This window comes from Salibacterium sp. K-3, assembly GCF_054052005.1.
The window spans coordinates 1,529,576-1,555,016 of sequence record NZ_JBSVZE010000001.1 but is presented as its reverse complement, the minus strand read 5'-3'; the positions used below and the strand labels follow the sequence as shown (position 1 = coordinate 1,555,016).

Here is a 25,441-nt window from a genome sequence, read left to right as displayed (position 1 = left end):
TCAGCTTACCTCCTTTTCGATTTTTTTGATCTTATCAAGAGGTATATGATAGCCGTGATCCTCGTTGATGGAATGCAGGAGCATGGAGCCGAATGTAATGACTACCCCTGTTCCGATAACAATCCAGGACGGCATAATTGGGTTTTCCATCTGCAGCATTATCATACCGGATCCCCAGATAAACAATCCTAATCCGATCATAAACGGCAGGATGGAACCGTTCGGCATATGAATTTCATCCATAGGCTCTGCCGGTTTCATTGCACCGTCCCCATGTATTTTTTCATAAAACCACGGATCAAGGGAACGAACCTGCGGTGTCTGGGCGAAGTTGTATTCCGGCACCGGCGTTGTCGTAGCCCATTCCAGTGTACGTGCATCCCACGGATCACGCACGGTAACCGGCTTCGCTGCATAAGCGGAATAAACAACATTAATCAGCAGTACGATGACCGCAGCCCCCATCATGAAAGCACCAATACTGGAGACAAGGTTCATGGTCTCCATACCCTGTCCGTCAAGGTATGTGAAAACACGTCTCGGCATTCCGATAAGACCGAGAATATGCTGAATGAAAAAGGTTAAATGGAAACCTACGTAAAACATCCAGAACATCAGCTGACCAAGTTTTTCATTCAGATGATGGCCGAACATTTTCGGATACCAGTAATACGTTCCGGCAAGCAGACCAAGCGCAATACCACCAACAACAATGTAGTGGAAGTGTGCCACAACAAAATAGGTGTCGTGGTAAAGATAATCCACCGGCACCATCGCAAGCATGACACCGGTCACACCACCGAGTACAAAGGTCGGTACAAAGGAAGAGGCACAAAGCATGGCGGTGTTAAACGTAATCTTACCTCCCCACATCGTAAACAGCCAGTTGAATATCTTTATCCCGGTAGGGACGCCGATAGCCATCGTAGCTATCGCAAACACAGAGTTTGTAATCGGGCCGATGCCGACGGTAAACATGTGGTGTACCCAGACCATAAAGGATAGAAATGCGATAATGAGTGTCGCAAATACCATCGCGGTATAGCCGAACAAGCGTTTTTTCGAAAAGGCCGGTACGACTTCAGAAATAATGCCGAAGGCCGGCAGCACAAGGATGTACACTTCCGGGTGACCGAAGATCCAGAAGATGTGCTGCCAGAGAACAGGATTACCGCCGCTTCCCGGCATGAAAAACTGTCCGCCGAAAATTCTGTCCAGCATTAGCAGGGCGAGCCCTGCAGCAAGAGGCGTAAAGGCAAAAACGATAAGAATGGATGTAACAAGACCCGTCCAGCAGAACAGCGGCAGTCTCATCATCGTCATGCCCGGTGCCCGCATATTAATAATGGTAACAATGAAGTTGATGGCAGAAATCAGGGTGCCAAGACCGCTGATCTGAAGCCCCAGCACGTAAAAATCGAGACCGAGGTCGGCGTACTCCCCGCTCGACAGCGGCACATACGCCGTCCATCCTGCGTCCGGAGCACCACCAAAAAACCAGCTCAGACTGACAAGCAGTCCACCAAAAAAGAAGATCCAGAATCCAAGCGCGTTTACAAATGGAAACGCAACGTCTCTCGCCCCGATCTGCAGCGGTACCACAAAGTTCATAAACGCAAAAATCAGTGGAGTTACCGCCAGAAAAAGCATAATGGTTCCGTGCATCGTTACAAATTCATTAAATGTCTGGCCGCTTAGAAACGTATTCTCTGCAGACATCAGCTGAATACGCATGAATATGGCCATGGCACCGGCTTTAAAGAAAAACAGTGCGCCGGCAATTAAATATAATACGGCAAGTTTCTTATGGTCGACCGTTGTAAGCCAGTCCCATAATACACTTTTATTCGTGTTGGTAGCAGTAGCTGTTGCCACGTCATTGACCTCCCTTTGCAATTATTGATTCATGTCTTCTTCCACACTGAGGGACTGAAGATATTCAACAATGGCATCCATATCTTCGTTATTCATATCCGGAAACGGCGGCATATTATTCCCCTGTTTAATCTCACCGGGATGGCGGATCCATTCTTCCAGATTCTCGTCCGTCGGCTCCAGGATATTGGCGATCTTTTCACGGTCGGCAAAATTGCTCAGGGTCGGCCCCTGCCCGGTTCCCTGTCCTTCAACGGCGTGACAGGTTATACAGCCCTGATCTTCAAATGCCTGCCGGCCGTCAGATACTGTGGAAGCCCCTTCACCGGAACTGTCACTTTCAGCGCTCTGTTCCTCCGATTCCCCTTCTTCGGATTCCTGAGCGTCAGAGGAAGAATCGTCCCCTGCCATTTCCTGCTCCCAGGCTTCGTATTCATCAGGTTCCATAGCAATAACCTTGAAATCCATTAAGGCATGCGAAGGACCGCACAATTCAGCACATTTTCCCTTATACACGCCGGGTTCACTGGCTTCCAGCCACATTGAATTCTCTATACCCGGGATCGTATCAATCTTTCCGCCAAGCGCAGGCACCCAGAAAGAATGGATGACATCACTGGCGGTTAAATTAAACCAGACTTTTTCACCAGTCGGAATATATACTTCATTTCCCGCAGAAAAACCGTCCGGGTAGTCAAACTGCCACCAGAATTGATGACCGGTTACGTCAATGACAAGAGCGCCTTCTTCTTCAGCTTCTTCGGCTGAACCGCTGCTTTCACCATTACCGTCTCCTTCACCATTTTCTCCTTCTTCTGCACTTTCAGATCCACTGCCGCTAGAACCGGCAGCTTCCGGAGCTTCCTCCGCCATGTAATATGTACCCCAGATTGTCGGTACAGCGAGTATCGCCAGCAAAATAACAGGAACAATGGTCCAGGTAAGCTCAAGCGCTTTGCTGCCTTCGACCTGTTCGGGCAGTTCTTCATCTCCGGGCTTTTTCCGGAATTTCACAACAGCAATAAAGTAGAGTGCAAAAACAACCACAATAACCAGCGCCATTACATATAAGCTTAGTATCATATTGTCGAGAATCCATTCCGCCTGCGGGCCGTATGGATCCAGTGCAGACAATCTCTCTTCCCCGCATCCGGCCAGCAGCAGGAATACTGCTGTCAGAGGGAGAAGGCGCAAAAATCCTATGCGTCCTTTCATCGAATCATCAAACCTCTCTTTCCAATGAAGTAAGAATTACCATATTTATTTATTCATCCACAGTCTGCGGCACACTATGCATTTCCTGCACTGCCCCATATATGCACAGCAGCCATTACTGTTAACAATATCGTCATATATTGAAAAGAATAAACAAACATATACCGGGCCCATGCTGCATTATTATTCATAAAAAAACCTGCAGCCCCCAGAACGAGCCACCCAGTCCCCAGAGAGGCGGCGGCGGCTGTATACACAGCTCCAAAGTCGTGCAGAAAAAGGGAAACGGCAGACAACACCGCAACATACAAAACCATCTGTCGTTTTGCCACAGTGTCTCCCGCTGCAACAGGCAGTACAGGAACGCCTGCTTCCCGATATTCGCTGCGGCGCTGCATGGCGAGCGCCAGAAAATGGGGTGGATACCAGATAAACATGATACAAAAGATCAGCCACGCGTAAGCATGCAGCCCCGGATCAACGGCAGACCAGCCTATCAGCGGTGGAACTGCTCCGGCGATACTGCCGGCTACCGTATGCAGAGCCGAAAATCTTTTCAGCCATAACGTATAAATTAATACATACATGATCAGTGCTGCTGCGGCTGCGAAAGCGGAAACAGGTTCCACCGCTCCAAGTATCATGATACCCGCTGCGGCTGCAAATAGACCCGCTGTCAGTAAACGGACGGGTTTCACACGACCTGCAGCGGACGGCCTGTAACTGGTGCGTTCCATCACGGCATCAATATCCCGGTCCAGGCAGTTGTTTAACGCGAATCCCCCGGCGGCCGAAAGAGCGGCACCACTTAATGTCAGAAGGAGGATGTGCAGGTTCTGAAGCAGCTGAAAATCCGCATATACGGAAGCCAAAAACATTCCGGCAGATACAGGGATAAGATAAAAACACACCAGCAGGGGTCTTACTACGGTGAGATAATCTCTCCATGACGGATGATGACCGGCTTCTGCCATTTCTGAACGTCCCTTTCCAATATCAGCTTCACGTGGAGCTGTACTGGATTTATCCAAACCTTTCACCCCCTTCGCAGCCGGCGGTCTGGAACAAAAAGAGCGCAGAGCAGACAGCATGGTTCGACACATTATCTGTCATGAACCACTAATAATCAGATTGTACCATATAACCGCTTTCTGAGAGAATCGCAATTCTGCTTTTTTCTCCCATTAGTATACCACAGCTATTATAGCTTAAAGTGCGTCGTGTTTCATTAGTTTAAAAAGTTTCACATGATCTTCACATTTTTCGGTGTTTGCAAATTGTTCACCCTGTGAAAATTGACTTTTTTCGCCGTTTTTCATTACGATAATATTGTACATGTTACGGTATGAATCCATCCGTCCACAGACGGGGAGGTGAATAATTTGAATAAAGGTCTGAAAATATTCGGCATTCTCACATCCATCGGCATGCTCATCGTACTGCTGCAGGGGGCACTTGTGACAAAAACCGGTTCTGCAGAAGGATGCGGTGCGACATGGCCGCTCTGTTTCGGGGAGTTCATTCCTGAGTCCCCCGCCAAGGAAACGATTATAGAATACACCCACCGTGCTTGGTCCGGATTGATGGGACTGCTTGTCATCATGCTGGCAGTATGGTCCTGGAAAAAACTGAGCCACCTGAGAGAAACAAAGTTTTTGGCATTAATGGCCGTTCTCTTCATTCTTTTTCAAGGTTTTATGGGAGCCGGTGCTGTCATTTGGGGGAATAATGATCTTGTCCTTGCGCTGCACTTTGGGATATCCACGATCTCCTTTGCTTCTGTCGCTCTGCTCACGGTTCTCGCCTTTGAAGATGGAAAGACGTCCGTTACAGATATCCAGGTCACCGGAAGATACCGGAATTATTTATTCGGCGTCCTCGTATACAGCTATCTTGTTATCTACACAGGGGCCTATGTGAAACATACCGATGCCACCTATGTCTGCAATGGCTTCCCACTCTGTAACGGCAGTGTGATTCCGGATATGAGCAGCGGGCTTGCTTATCAGCTCAGCATTCATATGATACATCGCGCTGCAGCAATATCACTTGCAGTACTGTTTTTCGTATTGTGGTTATGGAGCTTCCGGCATTACAGACGCTATTCCGTTCTGCTTTATGGGAGCACCGTCGTTTTTCTTTTGGTGCTCGTTCAGGCCGGAGCAGGAATTTCCATTCTGTATGCAGATTCGTATCTGCCGCCGGCTCTCCTTCACTCGCTCACCATAACCATCCTGTTCACTGTACTATGCTACATGGGAATGGTTATCACCCGTAGAAGCAGCCGTTAACACAGCTGTCTTTCCGGGTTAAAAAGCCGGCTGACAATGACAGCCGGCTTTTATCATTCCCTAGAAAAAATCATAAATGAATGGAGATTCTTCTGTTACCGCTTCGCTCAGCGCGGTTTGCGCGCTTTCTGATCCGTCTATTCTGCCTGTCCTTACAGCATCCGGCACGGAAATGTATCCAAGCAGCACAGCTGCTGCGGTATTTATGTCTATCTGTATACCATCTTCGGCACCCATTCTGCTGTAGTGTTCCACTTCATGCCCGGATTCATTCTTTCGCACAACGAATATTCCATTGTTCCAGGAAGCACTTGGATCCGATATATTTAACACTATGTCTTTCTCTTCCTTTATCCTGAAAGGATACATCTCGAGAAAACGTTTCATGTCCACAATGCGTGCCATGAAATAACTTTCCCTTCGTTCATCAATGGAAGGATCAAAAAGCATAAAGCGTCCAGGATCTCCGACAGTCGGTTTTATTTTTGCTTCATTGATCATCGAATCATGATTGGAAATGAAACGCCAAAGCTGTTCACGTGTTTCTTCATCAAGTGCAATGAATTCATGAACGGTCATGTGGTTATTTTTGATGTGATAAATCATGTATCCTTTATCTTCCCCGGATTCATTGGAAAAAACAGCAATCTGGCCTTTTTTCTTTTTTAATACGGTATACCGCCACCAGCTTTCATCCCGGTTGACCATACCGTTGTAGCAGTGCGCATATGCCTGATAAATCTGCTGCAGCGTCGGCCATTCGGCAGGTGGAATACGCCGTATCCTTCCATTACTGATTTCCTCTTTTTTAGGCAGCTGTTCTTTTTTGATCGTCCATGTCACAGCGTCTGAAAACAGTTCCCAGCCGAATTTGCGATAAAACGGAATCGAAAAAGGATACAAAAAGGATACAACCTGTCCCCTGTTTTTCATATCTTCCAATGAAGCATGAAGCAGACGCCGGACAAGACCGCTCCGTCTTGCTTCAGGCCATGTCGCCACACCGGATATACCTCCCATCGGCATGCTGACCCCGCCGATAAACACTTCCATCGGTAAAATCGTCAGTTTGGACAGCAGCTGCCCCTTTTCTTCAGCCACCCAGGTGTTTTCCGGTTTCATGATTCGTTCGTGATTCTTTTTTTCTTCTTTTGTAAACTCAAACTGAAACGCAAACTGATCAAGTTCCAGGCTTTGACGCATTTGGGAGCCGCTCATTTTTCTTATTTCCATTCGTTCCTGTCTCCTTTGAATATTTCAATGGCTTGTTTTGCAGCGTTCTGTTAGGTTTAGTCCACATTCCGGTCGTACATTCCTGGTTTCTCTGCCGCTTCCGTCATTTTCGACGGACTGGACAGAAGCGGAAACGTCCGCTTTGGTTTTCAGTTTATATGATAGTCTTCCTAAAGAAAAGACGGAGAAGCTGTTCTTTTTCTGTTATGAAGCCGGCTTTTTGGTTCTCCGGCTCTTTTCATTTTCTAAAAAAAAGATCCCGAAAAAGATAATTCGGGATCTCGCAGGAGTGAAGAATTCGCTCCCTGTTGTCATTTACTTGTCCAGTTCGATTAACAGGTCGCCGGACTCAATGGTATCCCCATCAGTGACGTACACATGTTTGATCTCCGCATCAAATGGAGCCTGTACCGTAGTCTCCATCTTCATCGCTTCTGTAATCATGAGATGATCGCCTTTTTTCACTTTTTCACCATTCTGTACCAGCTTTTTCACAACCGTTCCCGGCATGGAAGCTCCGATTTGGTTCGTATCTGACTTATCCACTTTCGGGCGTTCGGCACCGGTTGTTTTTGCATTCTGGTCTTTAATCATGACTTCACGCGGCTGGCCGTTCAGCTCAAAATAAACAATACGGTTGCCGTCATCATGAGGCTTTGAAATAGAGATCAATTTGACGATCAGTGTTTTCCCCTGTTCGATTTCCACTTCAATTTCTTCGCCCAGACGCAAACCGTAGAAGAACGTCGGTGTATCCAGCACGGATACATCTCCGAACTGCTGACGGAATTTCTCAAAATCCATGTATACTTTTGGATAGAGCGCGTAGGAGATCATATCATGGCTTGTCACCTGGCGGTCCAGCTTGTGATAGAGATCTTCCTTGATTTCCTGGAAATCAACAGGCTCCATATTCTCTCCCGGACGGTTCGTGATCGGTTCCCGTCCTTTCAGGATAATACGCTGCAGTTCCTTCGGAAAACCTTGATAAGGCTGGCCGAGATAACCCTGGAACAGTTCCACCACCGAGTCCGGGAAGTCCAGATTTTCTCCCTTTTCGTAAATATCATCTTCGGTAAGGTCATTTTGAACCATGTACAGTGCCATATCTCCGACAACTTTAGAGGAAGGCGTTACTTTGACAATGTCCCCGAACATGTCATTCACACGGCGGTACATTTTCTTGACTTCATTCCAGCGGCCTTTCAGTCCGACTGCTTTCGCCTGCTGCTGCAGATTGCTGTACTGGCCTCCAGGCATTTCGTGTTCATACACTTCCGTGTGCGGAGCATTCATTCCGCTTTCAAAACCTTGGTAGTATTGACGGGTGTAGTCCCAATACTGGCTCAGCTCCTCAAGTGCCTTAATATCTACTTCAGGCTGGCGGGAACTTCCTTTCAGCGCATAGTACAGGCTGTTGGCACTTGGCTGGGAAGTCAGGCCGGCCATCGAACTTACCGCCACATCCACGATATCAACCCCGGCTTCAATCGCACGGGCGTAGGAGAAAATTCCGTTGCCGCTCGTATCATGCGTATGCAGGTGAACCGGAATATCGATGGTCTCTTTCAGTTCCGAAATCAGCTGATAGGCAGCTTCCGGCTTCAAAAGGCCGGCCATATCTTTTATGCCTAGAATGTGTGCTCCTGCCTGTTCCAGTTCTTTAGCAAGCCCTTTATAATATTTCAGATCATACTTGTCCCGTTTCGGATCAAGGATGTCGCCTGTATAACACATGGCGGCTTCCGCGATTTTGTTCTGCTCCCGTACTTCATTAATGGTCAGGCGCATGCCTTCCACCCAGTTAAGCGAATCAAAGATGCGGAACACATCAATACCGGCTGAAGCAGACTTTTCTACAAATTCTCTGATGACATTGTCAGGATAGTTTTTATACCCGACTGCGTTCGATGAACGCAGGAGCATCTGCATTAAAATATTCGGCATCTTCTCCCGGAGAAGCAGGAGACGCTCCCATGGATCTTCATGCAGAAACCGCATGGCGACATCGAACGTCGCCCCGCCCCACATTTCTTCGGAAAACAGGTTCGGCAGCAGATGAGCTGTAGGCTCAGCGGCCTTTTGCAGATCATTGGTGCGGAAGCGCGTCGCGAGAAGGGACTGATGGGCATCGCGGAACGTCGTATCCGTCAACAGTACTTCTTTTTGACTTTTCACCCAGTCGGCGAGGCCTTCCGGACCTTTTTGATCCAGTACCTGTTTTGCTCCTTCAGGGACAGGCTCACTCTTTTTATAGTTGGGCAGTTCCGGCTGTTCAAAGACCGGCTTTTTCTCATGTTCAAGGCCGGGATAGCCGTTGACAATGGTTTCACCGATAAAGGTGAGCATTTTCGTCCCGCGGTCTTTCCGTTTCGGAAAGACAAACAGTTCCGGGGTGGAGTCTATAAAGGATGTGTCATACGTGCCTGCCAGAAATTCTTCATGCTGCACCACATTTTCCAGAAACGCGATGTTTGTCTTAATTCCGCGAATACGGAATTCCCGGAGATTCCGCAGCATCTTCGCCGCAGCTCCTTCAAAATTCAGCGACCATGTCGACACTTTGACAAGCAGCGAGTCATAATGCGGAGTGATCACCGCACCCTGGAAGCCGTTTCCGGCATCCAGCCGTACGCCAAAACCTCCGCTGGAACGATAGGCATTGATACGGCCTGTATCCGGCAGGAAGTTGTTCGCCGGATCTTCTGTGGTCACCCTCGACTGAATGGCATATCCGTGGGTCCGGATATCCTTTTGCTCCGGAATGGCCAGTTCTTCTCCATGAAGGGACTTTCCTGCCGCAATATACAACTGCGACTGGACAATGTCCACACCGGTAATCATTTCTGTAATCGTATGCTCCACCTGGACGCGTGGATTGACTTCAATAAAGAAAAATTCTTCTTTATCATTTACAAGAAACTCCACCGTCCCCGCGTTGTAATAGCTAATGTTTTCGGCAAGTTTCACAGCAGCTGCGCTGATATTTTCGCGAAGTTCTTCACTGAGCGAAACACTTGGTGCCACTTCTACAACTTTCTGGTGGCGGCGCTGGACGGAACAGTCTCTTTCATACAGATGGATAATGTTGCCGTTGTGATCTCCAAGAATCTGCACTTCAATGTGTTTTGGATTTTCAATGAACTTTTCGACATAGACGATATCGCTCCCGAAAGCGGATTTTGCTTCGGATTTCGCCCGGTCATACGCTTCTTCAAGCGCTTCCCCGCTCCGGACGATTCTCATTCCGCGGCCGCCTCCGCCGAGAGATGCTTTAATAATAAACGGATACCCGTGCTTTTCTGCAAACTGTTTTACTTCGTCAAGTCCCGATACCGGACCATCACTTCCCGGGATAACGGGAATATCGGCATTGATCGCTGTTTCACGGGCTCTTACTTTATCGCCGAACATGTGAAGATGTTCAGTGCCGGGACCGATAAATATAATCCCTTCCTGTTCGCATCGTTCGGCAAACTCAAGATTTTCCGACAAAAACCCGTAACCCGGGTGAATGGCGTCAACGTCATTGGCTTTTGCCTGCTCAATGATGCTTTCAATATCGAGGTAAGCGTCAATCGGTTTCTTCCCTTCCCCTACGAGATACGCTTCATCTGCTTTGTAGCGGTGAAATGCTCCGGTATCCTCTTTTGAATAAATAGCTACCGTGCGGATATGTAATTCAGTGCACGCACGGAAAATACGTATGGCTATTTCCCCGCGGTTTGCAACCATCACCTTTCGAATATTCCCCAAACCGTTCATCAAATTCCTCCTTGGTATAGTTACTCTCCACTCAGTATTTCATAAAGGGGATCCTTTATTTTTTTACTGACAATTCTAAATATAATTTATCATAACACTTCTAGAGAATCTGTCAAAAAATTTTGTTTCCCCCACCCCTTTTAGAGTTTCTGTCCGATTGAAGCACAAAGGGGTACGCTGCTTCAAAAACTGGTGCTGGTAAAAAAGAACCAAGCTACTCCTTGGAATAGCCTGGTTCTTCTTATTTCCCGGCAAGTGCTGCTTCATGAAATGCAGCCAGTTTCCGCTCCAGTTCCGATAATATCTGTTTCCCTGTCTCTTCATCTATCAAATTCAGGCGGATGGCAAAATCAATTTCACGGGAAAGACCAAACATCTGTGTATCGAGGACCTCTTCATAAAGAGGGCACTGCGGCAGCGTGAGATTGTCCATCTGTACTTCAATTAGTTTCCGGATCCGTTCTGCGTCAGCTTTAAGCAGAGCGTATGCTTTCTCTTTATGTTCCGTCTGCGCCTCAACGCTCAAGGTGATCCCTCCTGTTTATTTACTCCTGTCACCTATCTTATCGGCTGTAGAAAAAAAATGCAACAGAATATAGGAAAGAACCCTTTAAAATTTTCGAAAAAAACCGGGCAAAAAGCCCGTTCTGCCCGTTCTCTATCCATAACGTCCGGAAAAAATACTCAGATTACAACGTTCTGAAAGGGTTTCCATCAATGCCGTCCCGGCGGCACTGTTGCCATATGAATCGAGTGGAGGGCTGTATACACCGATACCGGTTCCATCCGGCAGACTGCCGACAAGGGCCCCGGATACTCCGCTTTTAGCCGGAATACCCGCTTTAATCGCGAATGCTCCGGAGGCATTGTACATTCCGCAGGTCACCATAAAGGTTGTTACGATTTTTGCCGCCCAGTCCGGTATGATGCTTTCTCCTGTTTCAGGATCCCTGCCGCTTCCTCCAATTACCGTTCCAATCCGTGCCAGATCGCGGCAGTTTACCTGCACCGAACATAGATCTATATACGTATGTAAAACGTGCTCCACGTCACCGTCCAGAACGCCGTGACTTTTCAGGAAATAACATAGGGAACGATTAAGATCCGCATTCCTTCGTTCGGAAGTTGCCGTTTCCTCACAGATACTTATCCCGGGATTGCCGGTCATCTGCTGCAGCAGACGCAGAAATCTGTCTGAGGCTGGTCCAGCCTGATTTCGTTGAATCATATCTGTAACGACAAGCGCGCCGGCATTAATCATTGGATTTAACGGCCTGGATGGTTTTTCTTTTTCCAGAGCCTGGATGGAGTGAAATGGATTGCCTGAGGGCTCCATCCCCACCCTTGAAAAGACGTTATCCGGGCCCCGATCCATCAGCGCAAGCGCCAGGCTGATCACTTTCGATACGCTTTGAAGAGTAAAATGGATATCGGTACCTCCCGCCTCCGTGCATGCCCTTCCTTGTCGGATGGCACAACCAAATGTGGCGGGATCCGATTTCTGCAGCGCAGGAATATAGGAAGCAACGGTGCCTGTTTCCGCCTTCGGTTTTATGGTTTGCATCAACATGGTCAATGTTTCTTCCTCAATAAACAGGGGCATATTATTTTCTCCTGACGATGTTTCATTCTTTTTCCTTATATTATGTCTATAGTGTGAACAGGGCTGTCTATTCTCATACAGGCAGAAAAATATGTTAGGATAAGAAAGATACAATCGCAAGGAGGCCGTTTTATTGGATTTCATCGTTTTTATTCACGGAAATGTGAAGTATACAATAACCATTGATCCCACCGTTTGGATTTTTGATGACAGAAAAATCGACCTGAACACATGGGAAGGGGAGACAGACAGAAAAGAAAAAGAATGGGAAGCGTACAAAAAATCAGTCTCGGAGCAGTTCGACAAAGAAATAACCGAAGGAATCGATGCTCCCAAGCGTACCGAAACCAATGAAGTACGTTCCAAAAAAGAACAGCTTATTCACGGAACATTTGCCATCCCTTTCGGATCTTTTCTGGAAAATGCAGAGCCGGAGGAATCCGCAGGTCATGTCATGATTGAGACATCCGGCGGAGAGGAATATGAGATGTCTCTTGAAGATGCGTACCAACTTGTCGCCGGCTTTTCTAAAAACGGGGAGCCTTTGACAGAAACAGGACCGATCCATCTGTATTACGGAGACGGAAGCAACAAAGAAACCCCTGTCACGCATGTAACAGGGATTCGAGTTCAATAGAGAGCAGGTCCACACGATTTTATAAAATATCGGCCGCAAGCTGGGCGAGGCCGGAGCGTTCCCCTTTTTCCAGCTTAATGTGGCCGGCCATCTCTTCATCTTTGAATTTTTCGACAATATAAGCGAGACCGTTGTTTAATTCATCCAGATAAGGATGGTCAATCTGACCCGGGTCACCCATAAAAATAATTTTACTGCGCTCTCCCACCCGGGTCAGAATAGTTTTTACTTCGTGTTTCGTTAAATTCTGGGCTTCATCTACAATAATACACTGTTCCGGGATACTGCGCCCTCTGATATAAGTGAGGGCTTCCACCTGGATAGAGCCCATTCCCGCAAGGATTTGATCAATTTCCCCGGGTTTTTTTGTATTGAACAAATACTCCAGGTTGTCAAAGACAGGCTGCATCCAGGGGCGCAGCTTTTCTTCTTTTTCTCCCGGCAGAAATCCAATGTCCTTTCCCATTGGGACCACCGGCCTTGCCACCAGAAGTTTATTGTACATGCCGATGTCTTCGGTCTGAAAAAGACCGGCGGCAAGGGACAGTAATGTTTTTCCCGTTCCTGCTTTACCGGTCAGCGTGACGAGCGGGATATCTTCATGAAGCAGCAGTTCCAGAGCCATCCTCTGTTCCACATTCCTCGGACGGATGCCCCATACATGGTCGGTTTCATGATCAAACGGGCGCAGCTTCCGCCCGCTTCCATCCGCTTTTGCCACCGCGGAAGCAGAACTTCCCAGAGCGTCTTTTAAGACGACAAATTGATGTGGATACAATGATTCGAGACCCAGCTCGGAAACCGAGAGTTCCTGCTCTCTAAAAAACCGGTTTAATAGTTCCATGGGAGCATTTTTACTTATTTTCCCTTTGTAAACATGATCAAGTTCAGTCACCCGGTCATTCAGAAAATCTTCGGCCTTGATACCAAGCGCATCCGCCTTCACACGTACAAGCGCATCCTTGCTGACAATAATAACGCTCCGGGAGGAACCGTTTTTTTCCTGTTCGGACTGGAGATTCATGGCTACGGCCAGGATCCGGTTATCATTAGTGATTTCCGTAAATGTTTCTTTTAAAAACCGGTAAGACCGGTGATTCAGTTCGACCCTGATCTTTCCTCCATCTTCAAGGGGGACTCCTTCATGAAGCTTACCTTTATTACGGAGACCGTCAAGAATTCTCGATACTTCTCTCGCATTTCGTCCAAGTTCATCCATATACCGTTTTTTAGCGTCTATTTCTTCCAGCACGACTGCCGGGATGACAACCTCATTGTCTTCAAATTGAAAAAGGGCACGGGGCTCCTGCAGTAAAACATTCGTATCGAGGACATATAACTTTTCCAAAGCAGTTCCTCCCTATTCAGATATGAACCATCATACCGTCGTTTTGTTACATCAAACGCGGACGGAGGACAAAAACAATGAAGGATAACGGGATGCTTCCATCATAAAAATGGTCTTGTTCTTTCTTATGCTTCAACTTGGACAATATTGACGTAAAAAATACCCGAATCTTTATTTCCTCTTCCTTACGTGGTGTATCTTTTCATAGCCTCCATCACCTGATGATCCAGTTTGAGAGCTGCCTCAGCGTCATAGGTCTTTTCAAATTCCGGGTCATGTACAATCCGTGCGCCATAAAACATGATGTCTTTCACTTCTTCAACACTGCACTCAATCAGCCCGAGTTTAATCGGCATATCGTCCACTTCTTCCGATATAATAGTACCTTTTCCCGTAATCGCATACGTAGAACCGTTTCCGATAAACGTGATGACCAGCTGATCATTTTCTTTCAGGTTGTCCAGAATGACCGAACGGCTCTCCACACAAAACCGAACCGTTTGGGAATCCACCGCATAAAGCCAGGAAATGGCACTGACACTGGGTGCTTTTGTCTGGTGGTCCACGGTGGAAAGCGTCACATAACGTTCCTGGCGGAGAAGCGTCAGCAGTTCTTCGGACAAGGATGTTTCCACTTTATTCGGCACAGTCAACCCCTCCTTTCAGCATTACAATACCTTCCAATCTCTGTATTAGACAAACAGAGGCAAAAATCCTTTCCCCGGCAGTTAACCGTCAGTTAATCTCTGCAGGTATATATGTACTGCTCTACTGCCATGTTATAATGAATATGTTCTTTTTTCAAAGAACATCATCAGGAGGGATAGCATGAAAGTCAAATGCGTAATCTGCGATTCAATACATGATTTAGACGACAGCGATCCACTTGCAAAAAAACTTAGGAACCGTCCGATTCATACGTACATGTGCAGCACCTGTTACGACCGGATCGAACGGAAAACGCAGGAACGGTGGGCTACAGGAAATTTCCGCCCTTACCGGGACGCTGTTTCAGATGACGATTGGTAACAGCCGGGGAGTGGCCGGAGCGGCCGGCTCCCTGGAATTTTTGTTCAGTCTTCTTTCCGCATGCCGGACAGAATGGCCCTCCATGCATCTGGAAGCGCAGCACTCTGCTGTGTGGTAAAATCAAAATGAACGACCACGGACCGGCCGCGGGCGATCGCCTCTCCATTCCTTGTGATGTCATGATTCAGGGTGAAACTCGAACTTCCGATATCCACCACGTATGTCGAAATGTAAAGAATATCATCAAAGTAAGCCTGCCTGATGTAATCACAGGACGCCGACGCCAGAATAAACGGCCACTCCTCCATCTGCAGAGAAGAAGTCATGGTTCGGAACAGTTCAATTCGCGCTTCTTCGATATATATGAAATAGCTTATATTGCTTACATGACCTAATCCATCGGTTTCGCTTGCCCGTACTTTCACTTTCCATTCCTCTGTCACGGTCAACTTCTCCCCCTTTTCACCGTATCTATCCGTACTATGACACACCATCAACGCAATGAAAAGACCGGATTATTTTCTTACAGAATTAAGAAATAAAAAAAGACTGCCCGCGGGAGCAGCCTTTCGATTCAGGGGATTGTCGCTTTTTCCTCTTCTTTTTTTTCCTTTTTATGACGGCGGAGCCTGATTTTATAAATTCCAAGCACCACGGCGGCCGCCATTAATGATTCAACGACAGGCATACCAAAGGCAAAAATGGTCAGAGGGAGAGCGCCTATCAACATGACCGTGTACACTACCGCATTTTTTAAAATGGGCAGTTTGCGGGCGAATCCAAGATTGTAGACGATGATACACATGATCACAACAGCTGCATACAGCAGCCAGAAGCCTGTAATCGGCTCTTCATGAACGTGTAATACACCCGCGAACCAGCTCAGCTGATCTCTTGTCACGTCGATGTCATTGATGGAAGCGGCGGCCGCATACATTTCTTTCACCTCTTATTTTAACTGCTTTAATTACAGCCTCAATTGTCTTTGTTCTCGAGTTTCTTTTTCTTTTCTTCCCGTTCACGGGTGCTCTTATCCAGGATTTTTTTACGTAGGCGGATCGACTCCGGAGTCACTTCACAGTATTCATCATCGTTAAGAAATTCAAGTGCTTCTTCCAATGTCAATAAACGGGGGCGCTTCATCGTAACGGTTGTATCTTTTGTAGCAGAGCGCACATTGGTCAGCTGTTTCTGTTTTGTCACGTTTACGGTTATATCATTTTCACGGGTGTGTTCACCGACGATCATGCCTGAATAGATCTCCGTTCCCGGTTCCACAAATAACGTGCCGCGGTCTTCCACCTGCATCATGCCGTACGGTGTCACTTTACCGTCTTCCATCGATACAAGCACTCCCTGATGACGTCCGCCGACCTGTCCGGTGTGCAGCGGCTGGTAGCCGTCAAAACTGTGGTTTAAAATGCCGTATCCTTTCGTCTGAGCCATGAATTCCGTTGTATATCCTATCAATCCACGGGAAGGCACCATAAAATCCATCCGTACCTGTCCGTCCCCGTTGTTGACCATGTCCAGCATCTCGCCTTTTCGTTCTCCAAGACTCTCCATGACATTACCGGTATAATCTTCCGGAACATCAATCTGGGCCCGTTCCACCGGTTCACTTAATACACCGTCTATTTCTTTGACAATAACAGCCGGTTTGGACACCTGCAGTTCATACCCTTCACGGCGCATATTTTCAATCAAAATGGAAAGATGAAGTTCTCCGCGTCCGGAAACGGTCCAGACATCAGGCGAATCCGTCTGCTCCACTTTCAGGCTCACATCGGTTTCCAGCTGGGTCAGCAGGCGTTCTTCAAGCTTGCGGCTCGTAATATATTTTCCTTCCCTGCCTGCAAATGGGCTGTTGTTCACAAGAAATGTCATCTGCAGGGTCGGTTCGTCTATCCGCAGGCGTGGGAGCGGATCTTCATGATCCGCCGGGCATATCGTTTCCCCGACATTAATGTCTTCCACTCCGGCAATGGCTATCAGGTCCCCGGCCTGGCCTTTATCAATTTCGACCCGTTTCAGCCCCATAAAACCAAACAGTTTAGACACACGGAACTTTTTCACGCTGCCGTCCCGTTTGATCAGGACAGCCTGGTCCCCGGTCTGGATCGTACCGCGGAATACACGGCCGACACCAATCCGGCCGAGATACTCGTTATAATCGAGCATCGTCACCTGAAACTGGAACGGTTCCGTACTGTTGTCCACTGGTGCCGGAACATTATTAACAATCATTTCAAACAGTACATCCATTCCGCTGTCCTGAACGGCCGGGTCCGTGCTTGCCGTTCCGTTAATGGCAGAGGCATAAGCCACGGGAAAATCAAGCTGGTCTTCATCCGCTCCGAGTTCGATGAATAAATCAAGCACTTCGTCAACCACTTCATCCGGACGTGCCATATCTCTGTCGATTTTATTCAATACGACAAGCGGAGTCAGTTTTTGTTCCAGCGCCTTTTTCAGGACAAATCTTGTCTGGGGCATACAGCCTTCATAGGCGTCTACAACGAGAAGAACGCCGTCCACCATTTGTAGAATCCGCTCCACTTCCCCGCCGAAGTCGGCGTGGCCGGGAGTGTCCATAATGTTGATTCTCGTATCTTTGTAGCGGACAGCCGTATTTTTGGCAAGGATCGTGATCCCCCGCTCTTTTTCTATATCATCTGTATCCATGGCACGTTCATCCACCTGCTCGTGTTCATGAAACGTGCCGGACTGTTTCAGAAATTCATCTACGATCGTTGTTTTCCCATGATCGACGTGGGCGATCATAGCTATATTTCTCAAATCATTTCTAACTGCCATAAAAATTTCACCGCTCCTATTCTATACGTTCCTTGTTCAACCGTTCTATTGTATCATATCAGGTACGCTCCTGCACAAACATTTCCGGTTTTCACCGCTTCTGTTCCGCTGTACACTAATAGAAGAAGATTTGATAATGAAAGGGTGACAATATGAAACAGATCAAATGGAGTTACCTAATACTTGCTGTTATTGCCGCTTTGTCTATTGCCTCTTTCGGCATTGCAGCTGCTGAACGATCCGTGCTGATTGCAGTCTGCTGTCTGATCGGACTGGCCGGCTCGTTTCTGACTGCCAGACAACTGCGCAGGCGCTCCGGTTCATAACACACCCCGGTGTTTCGTTTTATCTCCTTTACTGGTCAAACCCTTCATGGTCATATAGATAGGTGAGCAGCTCGTCATGAAGTTCCGGACGGGACGCTGCAATACGGCTCTGTTCCAGCATCGGCACGGGACCGTTCTGAAACGTCGTCACGATATGACCTGTTTCTTTTAATAAAACGAGCCCGGCTGCGTAGTCCCAGGGGGAGAGCCGGAAGCTGATATAGCAGTCCAGACGGCCGCATGCTACATAAGCCAGTTCTATGGCTGCGGCTCCGTAGGAACGCACACTTCTTGAACGCCGTACCATATGGTGGAGGGACTGTTCATCAGCTCGGTTCTCCCTTGCGAGCCAGCGTCCGTTCAAGCCCAGAACAGCTTCTGGAAGAGAAACGGGTGTTGTTGGTCCGAGTTTCTTATCATTGAGAAAAGCTCCCTGCCCGGAAACCGCAGTAAACCATTCATCCTGCATTACGTTATAGATAATGCCGACCTTCCCCACTCCATTTTCAGCAACGGCAACCGATATCGCAAAATTGAATTTTTGATGTACAAAATTAGTCGTCCCGTCAATCGGGTCGATAAGCCACATCACGCCGTCCGTGGATTCGATGTGACGTCCGGCTTCTTCCTCTCCCACGATTTTATGCCCGGGGTATGTGGTTTCAATCCGTTCTTTTAACAACCGTTCCACTTCATAATCCATTTCCGTCACAAGGTCGTTCGGGTTGGATTTTGTCTGGATGTTTAACTGTTCAAACAGCGATTCCTTTAACATCCTTCCTGCTTCTTCCACCCATTTCACTGCTTCATCTTTTACGGCGTCCCAGTTTTGGTTCATGTAAGCCCTCCTGTGTCGGTCTGCTTCCCATTATCGCACATCTGAATTTAAAAAAACACAGCCCCTACCAATGCGGCAGACGGCTTCCTTTTTTCTTTCATCGTCTAACTGGCTCATATCGTAATAAAGGAGCTGACCCTTTTTCGGGACAGCTCCTTTATTTTCAGCAAATTATCTATTTTCATTCCGCTTCCAGACGGAGCAGTTCCACACGGAGCTGTTCCAGTCTGTTTTTGCATTCAGTCATTGTATCCATATTTTCTTCCATCATGGCGTCATAAAGACCAACAAGTTCATAGTCGATCTCCAAACGAAGGACGGCGATTCTCTCTTCAGCGTCGGTTCTTTTCAATGTCTGCATTACTTGTTCCACGGCCACCCACACCCCTTTATTTGTTTCGATGTTCCACGGGCCTTCTGACAGTTGATGAATTCTTAACAAAATATTCTGAGTATTATGTTTCTGATATTATACCATATGTATCGTGGATTTCAAACGATACACATCTTAAAAACATGGAAGATTATAATTGATTTCGACTGGGTAGAAAGGATAGTATAGAACATGATAAAAGAAAGGAGAGTTTCATCATGCCTTTTCAAGGATTCCGGCCGTCAGATTTTGAAACGTTTTATATCGACGACCTGGATGAGCGTATGGAGGCGATCCGCAACAGAATCCAGCCTAAATTTTCGGCCATCGGGGATTACCTGTCAGATGAATTATCTGTCATGCTCGGCCGTGAAATGCATCTTCATATCGCCAGACACGCCAGACGAACCAAAAATCCACCGACAGATACCTGGCTCGCGGTAGCGGACAATAAAAGGGGATATAAAAAGCACCCTCATTTTCAGGTCGGCCTTTTTGATGACCATGTGTTTTTATGGTTTGCCTGCATTTATGAAATGCCGGATAAGGCGGATACAGCCGATCTCTTCCTTCAGCACCAGGAAAAGATAGAAAACCTGCCTGATCATTATGTCATCTCTCAGGACCATACGAAAAAAGATGCTTTTTCGATCAAAAAAAGCAGCAGCGAAGATATTACCGCTTCGCTTGAGCGCTTCCGGGATGTTAAAAAAGGAGAATTTCTCGTCGGCAGGCATATCGATAAGAATGATCCAGTTCTTGAGGACGGCGATGCATTTCTGGAAGAAGCAAAACAGACATTTGAAACCCTTCTTCCCATCTATCAGCTGTCCCTGAAAGAAACATCCTCCTGAGCAGACGGTTTTTATCCAGACATTCCGGCTGCTGCCGGCCGGCTTTGAAAAGCGGATGAAAGCCGGCCGGACCGGCTTTACCCGGCCGACTTTTTCATGTCATTTTAATGTTTTCTCCTGCTTCTGCTTTTTGAGCCTGCTGCACGGTTTTCCAGCACGACACGCCAGCATTCTCGTCAAAATCACGGAAATAACGTTTTTCTTCCGCCTTGGATGGCACAATCTCCTTAAAACGCCTGTACTTGTTTACAAGCGTTTCTTTCGGAACCGGTTTATCATAAGCCTGCTCCACTGTTTGAAAAAATTCCATGACGTCTATGATTTCCTCTTTTGTCCAATCCAGCGACATCGGCATCGGGTATTCTTCCTCCATGTCGATCCTCCTGACTGTTTCAGTGTTCTTCTCCTGATTCACACAACTCCATTATGGTACCAATCATTCTTTTCTACAGCAATTATAGTATAACAAAAAAAAATCTCCCTGCTGCAACGGCGGGAGATGACATGGATGCCTGTGTTACCTTTTAATGTTTTTTCTGGATTTACAGTGTTTACATGCAGAGGTGTAAAGGGTCATGACCTTCTCTCCGTCAAAATGATCAATTCCCCTGCTGCAGTGCTGGCATACAATAATTCCCATCATGGTACCTCCTCCTATTTGTAAGCGCTTTTAAATATGTAACTATATATTAATATGTCACAATTGAAAAGTCAACCGTAATTAGTATGTCATATTATTATTTGTATTCCTTTCCTACGCATATAAAAGCGGAGGGGCTTCAGATACCCCTCCGCTTCTTTCATTCATTCTTTTTAATGTTGGCGGGATCAATAAATCCATATCCTTTATCCCGGAATCCATCAATGATACCGTCGAGTGCTTGATGAGTCCATTTCCTGTCATGCATAAGCAGATTAGCTCCATCTCTCAACAGTTTCGTGTCCAGCATAATATCTGTTAATGCTTCCGGGTTTTGATATTCCGACTCCCAATCGTATCCATAGGTCCAGTTCATCCATGTCATACCCTGGTCCTCAATATATGCTTTACTCTGATCAGAATTCATTCCAAAAGGAGCCCGGAAAAAATCCGGCTCTTCTCCGATAATATCTTCGATCCTGTCATTTAACGCTCCTATTTCAGTTTCCAGTTCTTCAGCCGAAAGCTCTGATACATCCGCGTGCGTCATCGTGTGATTCCCAATTTCAAATCCCATACCGTCTATCTTTTTTAACTTTTCCTTTCCTTCTTCGTCCTCCAGAAAATGGCCATTCACAAAAAAGACAGCCGGTACATTTTTCTCTGCCAGGGTTTCAGCCATCTTCACACTGTATGTATCAGGGGCATCATCAATGGTGATCAACACCTTTTTGGGATCGGCTTTTTCCTTAAGAGGATCCAGAGAAGAATCAGCCGGATTCACTTTATATAACGGATCGTTTTTTTTCTTCTGAATATTGTCCCGGTTTTCCTGTTCGTCGTCTGCCTCTGTTTCTTCCGATGTCTCTTCTGCCGTATTACTGTTCTTCTTCTCTACTGCTCTTTCTTCTTCATTGTCCTCTTCTGCGGCCGTACTCGTTTTTTCAGAAGTGGATTCTTCAACATTCAGGCCACAGGCACTTACCAACATAAAACATATTGCTGCTGCTAATTTTTTCAATCGCTTTGCCCCCGTTTCTGTCTTCATTTTATCAGAGTTCAATGACAATGGGGATCATTCCAGAGTAGGACTTTTTCATAAAACATTATTTCATTACGGGAAAAGGGAATTTACATATATGTATCGGTTCGAGGTTGCTTCCACCCTCAATCATGTTTATAATGTCCTTTGTGGTTTTTGGGTATGAGAGCATCCCCTTTTTCAGATAATAAAGCGGCGGTGACAGCGGAATTCCGCTCCTCCACCCCTCTTATCGTATGACACATACCTACATATATGGTACGTTACGATACAGTGTTTCAGACCCTTTTTAAGGGGCAGGTTTTCAGGTGCACCGGCACCCTGCAGCAGAAAGATACCATATGCACTAACATTGGAAAGGTGGTTCTGCCGGAGATGAGAAAGTTAACACCTGTTTTTTACATTTCGTTTTTCATTGCTTTCATTTTTATTGTATGGGGAGCTTCTGCTCCTGATCAGGTAAATGAGGTTCTTGGCTCGATTCAGAGTTTTATTTCAAAGCAGTTTGGATGGTTTTACCTGTTGTCCGCTACAGGTTTTGTTATTTTTGCCATTTATTTGATTTTCAGTCCGTATGGGAAATTAAAATTGGGTAAACCGGATGAAAAGCCTGAATACGGATATTTTACATGGTTTGCCTTCTTATTTACTGCCGGTATGGGTATCGGTCTCGTTTTCTGGGGCGTCGCTGAGCCATTGTATCATTATTACGGTCCTCCTTCCGCAGAGCCGGAATCCAGTGCAGCTGCCGCTGCCGCTCTGCAATACTCTTTTTTCCACTGGGGGATTCATCCTTGGGCGATTTACGCAATTGTTGCATTGTCACTTGCCTATTTTAAATTCCGACACGATGCGCCCGGCGTCGTCAGTGCGTCCCTGCGCCCGCTGTTTGGCAGCAGAATGGATGGAGCTTATGGCACCGTTGTAGACGTCATCGTCGTGTTTGCCACCATTTTCGGTGTGGCAACATCCCTTGGTTTCGGTGCCGCACAGGTGACCGGCGGCTTAAGTTTCACTTTCGATTTTATTTCCAATAATATCGTTACTCAGCTTATTGTTATCGCCATTATTACCGTACTTTATCTGATTTCTGCCGGAACAGGTCTGAACAGAGGGATCCGCATCCTGAGCATGACCAATATCGTTCTCGCTATCGGCTTGATGCTCTTTTTACTGGCTGTTGGACCGACTGTGTACATATTCGATGTGTTCACAACAACGCTTGGCAGCTACATTCAGAATCTGCCGAGTATGAGTTTTAATACTGCAGCCTTTTCCGGAGACCGGGCCTGGCTTGAGAGCTGGACCATTTTCTATTGGGCATGGTGGATTGCCTGGTCCCCGTTTGTAGGTACGTTCATTGCGCGTGTCTCACGGGGCCGTACCATCCGCGAGTTCATGCTTGGAGTCATTGCTGTTCCAACCCTGTTCGGAGCCCTGTGGTTCTCCGTATTCGGTGGAACCGGCATTTCCGCGGACGGCTTGATGAACGGCGGTTTGTACGAGATGATGTCGAACCGCGGTGATGAGTTTGCACTTTTTACGCTGTTGAATGAATTTCCTTTAGCCTCTTTTATGGTAACCCTGGCTATCCTTCTGATTATTTCTTTCTTTGTTACATCAGCGGACTCTGCGACATTTGTGCTCGGCATGCAGACGACCAATGGCAGCCTGAATCCCCCCGTCTCCGTTAAAATGGTTTGGGGTGCGATTCAATCATCTTCAGCGGCGGTACTTCTGTATTTCGGAGGGCTCGGAGGACTTGAAACGGCCATGATTATTGCAGCCCTGCCCTTTACATTCATCATGCTGCTGATGGTCATCTCCATCCTGAAGTCTTTAAAAAACGAACGCAGTATTATACAGTCGGACAAAGCTGTGTTGCAGGCTGAACGAAACAAGCTGAGAGAAGAGAAAGAACGGCTGAATAAAGAAAAAGAAGAATTGAAGAAAAAAGTGAATAAATAGCAAAGTCCCCGGCACAGAGAACGTGCCGGGGACTTTTTTTGTCTATGCCGTGCCCGCGGAAAGCGGCCTATTTTGACGCAGCGTTAGAAAAGCGCGCAAAAATCCGAACGATTTTTGGAAAAAATCGTTCGGATTTTTTGTCTTTGATAATGTTTTCTTTAAAAAAGAAATGCATTATTTTGTGACATGAACCGGGAGTCCAAGAGCGACTTCTGCTGTTTCCATCGTAATCTCCCCAAGTGTTGGGTGAGCATGGATAGTCATGGCAAGATCTTCAGCTGTCATGCCGCCTTCGATCGCAAGTCCTGCTTCGGCTATCATATCGGAAGCGTTCGGTCCAGCGATCTGAGCGCCGATAACGAGTCCGTCTTCTTTCCGTGTCACAAGCTTCATGAAGCCTTCCGAATCGTTAAGGGAAAGAGCTCTGCCGTTTGCCTGAAATGGAAATTTCGCAGCAGTCACGTCATAGCCTGCATCTTTGGCATCCTGTTCCGTGTATCCGACACTTGCAAGTTCCGGATCAGAGAAAACAACCATCGGCATGGCGAGATAGTCAACGGCAGCCGCTTCACCGGAAATCGCTTCGGCTGCCACTTTGCCTTCATAGGAAGCTTTGTGGGCAAGCTGTGCTCCTGGAACGATATCGCCGATCGCATAAATCTGCTCGTTTGTCGTGCGGCACTGCTCGTCCACTTCAATAAGGCCGTTATCATTGATCGTCACACCGATCTGCTCAAGTCCGAGTTCATCCGTGTTCGGCTTGCGGCCAACCGATACGAGAACATAATCGGCATCGAAGGATTTTTCTTCTCCGTTCACTTCCGCCGTGATCTTCACGCCGTCCTCCGATTCTTCCACGGATTGGGCAAAGGCTTTGGTTTCGATCGTGACATTGTTCTGCTTCAGGCGCTTGTTGACCAACTGTGCCATCTGCTTTTCAAAGCCGGTCAAAATTCTTTCTTCGCCTTCAAGAACGGTTACTTCCGTTCCGAGATTCGCATAGGCCCCTGCCAGTTCAATTCCGATGTAACCCCCGCCGATCACCACGAGCTTCTCCGGAATTTCTTCAAGTGCAAGTGCACCGGTGGAATTAATCACACGGCTGCTGTACTTGAAATTCGGCAGCTCGATCGGACGGGACCCTGTCGCTACAATGCAGTTTTTGAATTTATATGTCTGGGAATTGTATTCATCCGTCGATACTTTTACGGAATCACGGTCGGAGAAGTACGCTTCCCCGCGTACAATGTTCACTTTGTTGCTTTTCAGAAGACCATCTACGCCTCCTGTAAGCTTTTGTACGACACTTGATTTCCATTCCTGCACCTTGGAAAAATCGACATTGACATTTTCGGCTGTGATTCCCATGTCATCTCCGGACTTTGCTTCGTGATAACGGTGTCCTGCCTGGATTAATGCCTTGGATGGTACGCAGCCCACATTCAGGCAGACGCCGCCGAGATCGCCTTTTTCGACAATGGTGACAGACTGTCCGAGCTGGGCAGCCCGGATCGCAGCAACATATCCTCCGGGACCGGACCCGATAATCAGCGTATCTACCTCTTCTGCAAAATCTCCTACTACCAT

The 25,441-nt window shown here is 47.1% G+C and carries 24 protein-coding genes; 6 read left to right on the top strand and 18 right to left on the bottom strand.

What is annotated here, in order from left to right; genetic code table 11:
* The 3 genes from ctaD to cyoE form a co-directional block, all read right to left on the bottom strand.
* Positions 1-1,875, bottom strand: coding sequence for a cytochrome c oxidase subunit I (gene ctaD / locus ACW9JV_RS07700; protein ID WP_457332963.1), 1,875 nt, complete (start codon positions 1,873-1,875; stop codon positions 1-3).
* A 21-nt stretch (positions 1,876-1,896) separates the two neighbouring features.
* Positions 1,897-3,090 carry a cytochrome c oxidase subunit II gene (gene coxB / locus ACW9JV_RS07695; protein ID WP_457332961.1) on the bottom strand — a complete coding sequence of 398 codons (1,194 nt, stop codon included), beginning with the start codon at positions 3,088-3,090 and terminating at the stop codon, positions 1,897-1,899.
* Positions 3,091-3,164: 74 nt separating this feature from the next.
* Complete coding sequence (gene cyoE, locus ACW9JV_RS07690) at positions 3,165-4,121, bottom strand: heme o synthase (RefSeq protein ID WP_457332959.1); 957 nt, start codon at positions 4,119-4,121, stop codon at positions 3,165-3,167.
* A 342-nt stretch (positions 4,122-4,463) separates the two neighbouring features.
* Between cyoE and ACW9JV_RS07685 the strand changes: the two genes are divergently transcribed.
* Entirely contained in the window at positions 4,464-5,381 is a 918-nt protein-coding gene (locus tag ACW9JV_RS07685; RefSeq protein WP_457332957.1) for a COX15/CtaA family protein, read from the top strand.
* A gap of 60 nt (positions 5,382-5,441) precedes the next feature.
* Here the strand turns inward: ACW9JV_RS07685 and ACW9JV_RS07680 are convergent, their stop codons facing one another.
* The 4 genes from ACW9JV_RS07680 to glsA form a co-directional block, all read right to left on the bottom strand.
* Positions 5,442-6,614 (bottom strand): GNAT family N-acetyltransferase, encoded by a 1,173-nt coding sequence (locus ACW9JV_RS07680; RefSeq protein WP_457332954.1) that lies wholly within the window; start codon positions 6,612-6,614, stop codon positions 5,442-5,444.
* A gap of 315 nt (positions 6,615-6,929) precedes the next feature.
* A complete protein-coding gene (pyc, locus tag ACW9JV_RS07675; RefSeq protein WP_457332952.1) occupies positions 6,930-10,379 on the bottom strand; it encodes a pyruvate carboxylase in 3,450 nt (1,149 codons plus the stop codon).
* Between the two features lie 241 nt (positions 10,380-10,620).
* Positions 10,621-10,905 carry a YlaN family protein gene (locus ACW9JV_RS07670; RefSeq protein WP_457332950.1) on the bottom strand — a complete coding sequence of 95 codons (285 nt, stop codon included), beginning with the start codon at positions 10,903-10,905 and terminating at the stop codon, positions 10,621-10,623.
* A 132-nt stretch (positions 10,906-11,037) separates the two neighbouring features.
* Positions 11,038-11,982, bottom strand: a complete 945-nt coding sequence (glsA, locus tag ACW9JV_RS07665) for a glutaminase A (RefSeq protein ID WP_457332948.1) — start codon at positions 11,980-11,982, stop codon at positions 11,038-11,040.
* Between the two features lie 133 nt (positions 11,983-12,115).
* Here glsA and ACW9JV_RS07660 point away from each other — a divergent pair, with 133 nt between their 5' ends.
* Entirely contained in the window at positions 12,116-12,619 is a 504-nt protein-coding gene (locus ACW9JV_RS07660; protein WP_457332946.1) for a peptidyl-prolyl cis-trans isomerase, read from the top strand.
* Between the two features lie 19 nt (positions 12,620-12,638).
* Here the strand turns inward: ACW9JV_RS07660 and ACW9JV_RS07655 are convergent, their stop codons facing one another.
* Both ACW9JV_RS07655 and ACW9JV_RS07650 read right to left on the bottom strand, forming a co-directional pair.
* Positions 12,639-13,967 carry a PhoH family protein gene (locus tag ACW9JV_RS07655; RefSeq protein WP_457332944.1) on the bottom strand — a complete coding sequence of 443 codons (1,329 nt, stop codon included), beginning with the start codon at positions 13,965-13,967 and terminating at the stop codon, positions 12,639-12,641.
* Between the two features lie 185 nt (positions 13,968-14,152).
* Complete coding sequence (locus ACW9JV_RS07650; protein WP_457332942.1) at positions 14,153-14,614, bottom strand: pyridoxamine 5'-phosphate oxidase family protein; 462 nt, start codon at positions 14,612-14,614, stop codon at positions 14,153-14,155.
* 181 nt (positions 14,615-14,795) lie between these two features.
* Here ACW9JV_RS07650 and ACW9JV_RS07645 point away from each other — a divergent pair, with 181 nt between their 5' ends.
* Positions 14,796-14,996 carry a YlaI family protein gene (locus ACW9JV_RS07645; protein ID WP_457332940.1) on the top strand — a complete coding sequence of 67 codons (201 nt, stop codon included), beginning with the start codon at positions 14,796-14,798 and terminating at the stop codon, positions 14,994-14,996.
* 44 nt (positions 14,997-15,040) lie between these two features.
* On the opposite strand, the gene ACW9JV_RS07640 is transcribed toward ACW9JV_RS07645, so the two are convergent.
* From ACW9JV_RS07640 to typA, 3 genes are all read right to left on the bottom strand, one after another.
* Positions 15,041-15,439 (bottom strand): acyl-CoA thioesterase, encoded by a 399-nt coding sequence (locus ACW9JV_RS07640; RefSeq protein ID WP_457332937.1) that lies wholly within the window; start codon positions 15,437-15,439, stop codon positions 15,041-15,043.
* A gap of 131 nt (positions 15,440-15,570) precedes the next feature.
* Positions 15,571-15,933 (bottom strand): YlaH-like family protein, encoded by a 363-nt coding sequence (locus ACW9JV_RS07635; protein WP_457334648.1) that lies wholly within the window; start codon positions 15,931-15,933, stop codon positions 15,571-15,573.
* Between the two features lie 38 nt (positions 15,934-15,971).
* The gene (gene typA / locus ACW9JV_RS07630; RefSeq protein ID WP_457332935.1) at positions 15,972-17,813 is read right to left on the bottom strand and encodes a translational GTPase TypA; all 1,842 of its coding nucleotides are present in this window, start codon (positions 17,811-17,813) and stop codon (positions 15,972-15,974) included.
* Between the two features lie 152 nt (positions 17,814-17,965).
* On the opposite strand from typA, the gene ACW9JV_RS07625 reads away from it, so the two are divergent.
* Positions 17,966-18,139, top strand: coding sequence for a DUF5325 family protein (locus ACW9JV_RS07625; protein WP_457332933.1), 174 nt, complete (start codon positions 17,966-17,968; stop codon positions 18,137-18,139).
* Between the two features lie 28 nt (positions 18,140-18,167).
* Here ACW9JV_RS07625 and ACW9JV_RS07620 read toward each other — a convergent pair whose 3' ends face one another.
* Complete coding sequence (locus ACW9JV_RS07620; RefSeq protein ID WP_457332931.1) at positions 18,168-18,977, bottom strand: inositol monophosphatase family protein; 810 nt, start codon at positions 18,975-18,977, stop codon at positions 18,168-18,170.
* A gap of 181 nt (positions 18,978-19,158) precedes the next feature.
* Positions 19,159-19,350 carry a hypothetical protein gene (locus ACW9JV_RS07615; RefSeq protein WP_457332929.1) on the bottom strand — a complete coding sequence of 64 codons (192 nt, stop codon included), beginning with the start codon at positions 19,348-19,350 and terminating at the stop codon, positions 19,159-19,161.
* 218 nt (positions 19,351-19,568) lie between these two features.
* On the opposite strand from ACW9JV_RS07615, the gene ACW9JV_RS07610 reads away from it, so the two are divergent.
* Entirely contained in the window at positions 19,569-20,204 is a 636-nt protein-coding gene (locus ACW9JV_RS07610; protein WP_457332927.1) for a YktB family protein, read from the top strand.
* A 94-nt stretch (positions 20,205-20,298) separates the two neighbouring features.
* Here ACW9JV_RS07610 and ACW9JV_RS07605 read toward each other — a convergent pair whose 3' ends face one another.
* The 3 genes from ACW9JV_RS07605 to ACW9JV_RS07595 form a co-directional block, all read right to left on the bottom strand.
* Complete coding sequence (locus ACW9JV_RS07605; RefSeq protein ID WP_457332925.1) at positions 20,299-20,577, bottom strand: UPF0223 family protein; 279 nt, start codon at positions 20,575-20,577, stop codon at positions 20,299-20,301.
* Positions 20,578-20,721: 144 nt separating this feature from the next.
* A complete protein-coding gene (locus ACW9JV_RS07600; protein ID WP_457332923.1) occupies positions 20,722-20,847 on the bottom strand; it encodes a GapA-binding peptide SR1P in 126 nt (41 codons plus the stop codon).
* A 157-nt stretch (positions 20,848-21,004) separates the two neighbouring features.
* The gene (locus ACW9JV_RS07595; RefSeq protein WP_457332921.1) at positions 21,005-21,865 is read right to left on the bottom strand and encodes a polysaccharide deacetylase family protein; all 861 of its coding nucleotides are present in this window, start codon (positions 21,863-21,865) and stop codon (positions 21,005-21,007) included.
* A gap of 396 nt (positions 21,866-22,261) precedes the next feature.
* Between ACW9JV_RS07595 and ACW9JV_RS07590 the strand changes: the two genes are divergently transcribed.
* Entirely contained in the window at positions 22,262-23,854 is a 1,593-nt protein-coding gene (locus ACW9JV_RS07590) for a glycine betaine uptake BCCT transporter (RefSeq protein WP_457332919.1), read from the top strand.
* Positions 23,855-24,028: 174 nt separating this feature from the next.
* Here ACW9JV_RS07590 and lpdA read toward each other — a convergent pair whose 3' ends face one another.
* A complete protein-coding gene (gene lpdA / locus ACW9JV_RS07585) occupies positions 24,029-25,441 on the bottom strand; it encodes a dihydrolipoyl dehydrogenase (protein WP_457332917.1) in 1,413 nt (470 codons plus the stop codon).